The following is a 4,190-nucleotide window of genomic DNA, read 5'->3' as shown; positions in this document are numbered from 1 at the left end:
GCCGGTGAGCAGGCGGTACTGGTACACATCTATTTTTCGCAAGACAAAGATATGGAAGATCTCCAGGAGTTTGAAACTCTGGCCTCTTCCGCCGGTGTCGAAGCAATGCAGGTGATTACCGGTAGCCGTAAAGCACCGCACCCGAAGTATTTTGTTGGTGAAGGTAAAGCAGTCGAAATTGCGGAAGCCGTAAAAGCGACCGGTGCATCGGTTGTGCTCTTCGATCATGCCCTGAGTCCGGCACAGGAACGAAACCTGGAGCGCTTATGCGAATGTCGGGTTATCGATCGTACCGGCTTGATTTTAGATATTTTTGCCCAGCGAGCGCGTACCCACGAAGGGAAACTGCAGGTCGAGCTGGCGCAGCTGCGCCACATGGCGACTCGCCTCGTTCGCGGCTGGACCCACCTTGAAAGACAGAAAGGCGGGATTGGTTTGCGCGGCCCGGGGGAAACCCAGCTCGAAACTGACCGCCGCTTGCTGCGTAACCGTATTATGCAGATCCTGGCGCGACTGGAAAAAGTTGAAAAACAGCGTGAGCAGGGACGGCGGTCACGCGCCAAAGCCGATATTCCAACCGTGTCGCTGGTCGGTTATACCAACGCCGGTAAATCCACGTTGTTCAATCAGATAACCGAAGCCGAGGTCTATGCTGCGAACCAGCTGTTCGCCACTCTGGACCCAACGCTGCGCCGGATTGATGTCCCTGATGTCGGCGAAACCGTCCTGGCGGATACCGTAGGCTTTATTCGCCACCTGCCGCACGATCTGGTGGCCGCGTTTAAAGCGACGCTCCAGGAGACGCGCCAGGCGACGCTGTTGCTGCATATCATTGATGCGGCCGATGTGCGCGTGCAGGAAAATATTGACGCAGTTAATACGGTGCTCGCGGAAATCGAAGCTGATGAGATCCCGGCGCTGCTGGTCATGAATAAAATCGACATGCTGGATGATTTTGAGCCGCGTATCGATCGGGATGAAGAAAATAAACCGATTCGGGTCTGGCTTTCCGCCCAGACCGGGGTTGGCGTACCGCTGCTTTTTCAGGCTTTGACGGAACGGCTTTCTGGTGAAGTGGCCCAGCACACGCTGCGCCTGCCACCGCAGGAAGGTCGGTTGAGAAGCCGGTTCTATCAGCTTCAGGCGATAGAGAAAGAGTGGATGGAGGATGACGGTAGCGTTGGTCTGCAGGTGCGCATGCCGATCGTTGACTGGCGTCGCCTCTGTAAACAAGAGCCAGCGCTGGTTGAATACGTGATTTGACCTTGCAGCTTGCCTGAAGATATTGACCCCTGTGGGGATATCAAAAACAAATATGGAGCATATACATGGCGTGGAATCAGCCCGGTAATAACGGACAGGACCGCGACCCGTGGGGAAGCAGCAATAACCAAGGCGGCAACTCTGGGGGAAATGGCAACAAAGGCGGTCGCGAGCAGGGACCTCCCGATCTGGATGATATCTTCCGTAAGCTAAGTAAAAAACTTGGCGGCCTGGGTGGCGGAAAAGGTGGACTGGGCGGCGGTAGCGGCTCTCAGGGACCTCGCGGGCCAATGGGCGGACGTATCGTCGGCATCGTTGCCGCCGCTGCGGTTATTATCTGGGCAGCCAGCGGTTTCTATACCATTAAAGAAGCTGAACGTGGCGTCGTCACTCGCTTTGGTAAATTTAGCCATCTGGTTGAGCCTGGCCTTAACTGGAAACCTACTTTCATTGATAACGTTCAGGCGGTTAACGTTGAGTCGGTCCGCGAACTGGCGGCTTCCGGCGTCATGCTGACGTCTGACGAAAACGTCGTGCGCGTTGAGATGAACGTGCAGTACCGCGTGACCGATCCGGAACGCTATCTGTTTAGCGTCACCAGCGCGGACGACAGCCTGCGTCAGGCCACCGACAGCGCCCTGCGTGGCGTGATCGGTAAATACACCATGGACCGTATCCTGACCGAAGGACGTACCGTCATTCGTAGCGATACCCAGCGCGAGCTGGAAGAGACCATTCGTCCGTACAACATGGGTATCACCCTGCTCGACGTCAACTTCCAGACGGCGCGTCCGCCGGAGGAAGTAAAAGCCGCGTTTGATGATGCGATTGCCGCGCGTGAAAACGAACAGCAGTACATTCGTGAAGCGGAAGCTTACACCAACGAAGTCCAGCCGCGGGCTAACGGTCAGGCGCAGCGTATCCTTGAAGAGGCTCGCGCCTATAAGACCCAGACCGTTCTTGAAGCGCAGGGTGAAGTGGCTCGTTTTGCAAAAATTCTGCCTGAGTATAAAGCGGCTCCGGAAATTACCCGCGAGCGTCTGTATATCGAAACCATGGAAAAAGTGCTGAGCCATACGCGCAAAGTGCTGGTTAACGATAAGGGGAGCAACCTGATGGTTCTGCCTCTGGATCAGATGCTGAAAGGCGCCGGCGCGCCGGCGGCAAAGAGCGATAGCAGTGGCGCAAGCGATCTGCTGCGTCTGCCGCCTGCAGCCAGCTCAAACAGCGCCAGTAACGCTTCTACCTCTACGGGAGGCACCATTATGGACCAACGCCGCGCCAACGCGCAGCGTAACGACTACCAGCGTCAGGGGGAATAACGATGCGTAAATCTGTTATCGCGATAATTGTCATCGTGCTGGTGGTGCTCTACATGTCCATCTTTGTGGTCAAAGAGGGCGAGCGCGGCATTACGCTGCGTTTTGGTAAAGTTCTGCGCGACGATGAAAACAAACCGCTGGTGTACGCGCCTGGCCTTCACTTCAAGATTCCTTTTATTGAATCCGTGAAGATGCTTGATGCGCGTATCCAGACGATGGACAACCAGGCCGACCGCTTTGTTACCAAAGAGAAGAAGGACCTGATTGTTGACTCTTACATCAAGTGGCGCATCAGCGACTTTAGCCGTTACTACCTGGCAACCGGCGGCGGTGACGTTTCCCAGGCCGAGGTGCTGCTGAAGCGTAAATTCTCTGACCGTCTACGTTCTGAAATTGGCCGTCTGGATGTGAAAGACATCGTGACCGACTCCCGCGGCCGTCTGACCCTGGAAGTCCGCGATGCGCTGAACTCAGGTTCTGCGGGCACAGAAGATGAAGTCAGTACGCCGGCTGCCGATGACGCGATTGCTAAAGCGGCGGAGCGTGTTGAAGCAGAAACGAACGGTAAGGTTCAGGTGATCAACCCGAACAGTATGGCGGCGCTGGGTATTGAAGTCGTCGACGTGCGTATTAAACAGATCAACCTGCCTGCCGAAGTGTCTGAAGCGATCTACAACCGTATGCGCGCCGAGCGTGAAGCGGTAGCGCGTCGTCACCGTTCACAGGGTCAGGAAGAAGCTGAAAAACTGCGCGCGACCGCGGATTATGAAGTGACCAAAACGCTGGCGGAAGCCGAGCGTCAGGGGCGTATTCTGCGCGGTGAAGGCGATGCTGAATCGGCGAAACTGTTTGCTGATGCATTCAGCCAGGATCCAGGCTTCTATGCCTTTATCCGTAGCCTGCGTGCGTATGAGAACAGCTTCCAGAGCAATCAGGATGTAATGGTTCTCAGCCCGGACAGCGATTTCTTCCGCTATATGAAATCACCCACGTCAGCGACCCGCTGATAAGCAATGAGTAAGCAAAAAGGCGCCCGTTGAGGCGCCTTTTTTACAATGTTCGCAGCGGATTTGGGTTCGCCAATGGGTTATGTATTTTGTTTCATAAAGCCGGTTCATAACAATGATGAAATACCGGAGAATATGAATTGAGCAACGACTCACAGGGGTGAGCGACGGTGGCTGTACTTAAATAAAGGTGAATAATGAACTCAACAATCTGGCTGGCACTGGCGCTGGTTTTAGTACTTGAAGGGCTTGGGCCATTGCTTTATCCGCGCGCGTGGCGTCGAATGGTCGCCACGATGAGCCAATTACCGGATAATTTATTACGCCGGTTTGGCGGAGGTCTTGTGGTTGCCGGTATCGTCATCTACTACATGTTGAGGAAAACGATTGGCTGAGCGTAAAGTAGACTAATTTCCCGCCTTTTGAGTGCAAAAAGTGCTGTAACTCTGAAAAAGCGATGGTAGAATCCATTTTTAAGCAAACGGTGATTTTGAAAAATGGGTAACAACGTCGTCGTACTGGGCACCCAATGGGGTGACGAAGGTAAAGGGAAGATCGTCGATCTCCTGACTGAACGGGCTAAATATGTTGTGCGCTA

The 4,190-nt window shown here is 54.4% G+C and carries 5 protein-coding genes; all 5 read left to right on the top strand.

Translation table 11 applies throughout. The annotated features are described in order from the left end of the window. Positions 1–1,263, top strand: a 1,263-nt coding sequence (hflX, locus tag FQK12_RS00340) for a ribosome rescue GTPase HflX (protein WP_146295629.1), incomplete at its 5' end; no start/stop codon positions are given. Positions 1,264–1,328: 65 nt separating this feature from the next. Continuing rightward, positions 1,329–2,585 carry an FtsH protease activity modulator HflK gene (gene hflK / locus FQK12_RS00335; RefSeq protein WP_014227623.1) on the top strand — a complete coding sequence of 419 codons (1,257 nt, stop codon included), beginning with the start codon at positions 1,329–1,331 and terminating at the stop codon, positions 2,583–2,585. Positions 2,586–2,587: 2 nt separating this feature from the next. Beyond that, on the top strand, positions 2,588–3,592 hold the full coding sequence (gene hflC / locus FQK12_RS00330) for a protease modulator HflC (protein ID WP_004097977.1): 1,005 nt from the start codon (positions 2,588–2,590) through the stop codon (positions 3,590–3,592). Positions 3,593–3,789: 197 nt separating this feature from the next. Beyond that, positions 3,790–3,987 (top strand): DUF2065 domain-containing protein, encoded by a 198-nt coding sequence (locus FQK12_RS00325; protein ID WP_004097978.1) that lies wholly within the window; start codon positions 3,790–3,792, stop codon positions 3,985–3,987. A gap of 102 nt (positions 3,988–4,089) precedes the next feature. Continuing rightward, a partial coding sequence (locus FQK12_RS00320) for an adenylosuccinate synthetase (RefSeq protein WP_186711166.1) occupies positions 4,090–4,190 on the top strand: 101 nt, incomplete at its 3' end.

Source organism: Klebsiella sp. ME-303 (assembly GCF_007910085.1).
GTDB classification, from domain to species: domain Bacteria; phylum Pseudomonadota; class Gammaproteobacteria; order Enterobacterales; family Enterobacteriaceae; genus Klebsiella; species Klebsiella michiganensis.
Note: the sequence above shows the minus strand (reverse complement) of the source record. Positions and strands in the feature narration are given on the sequence as shown.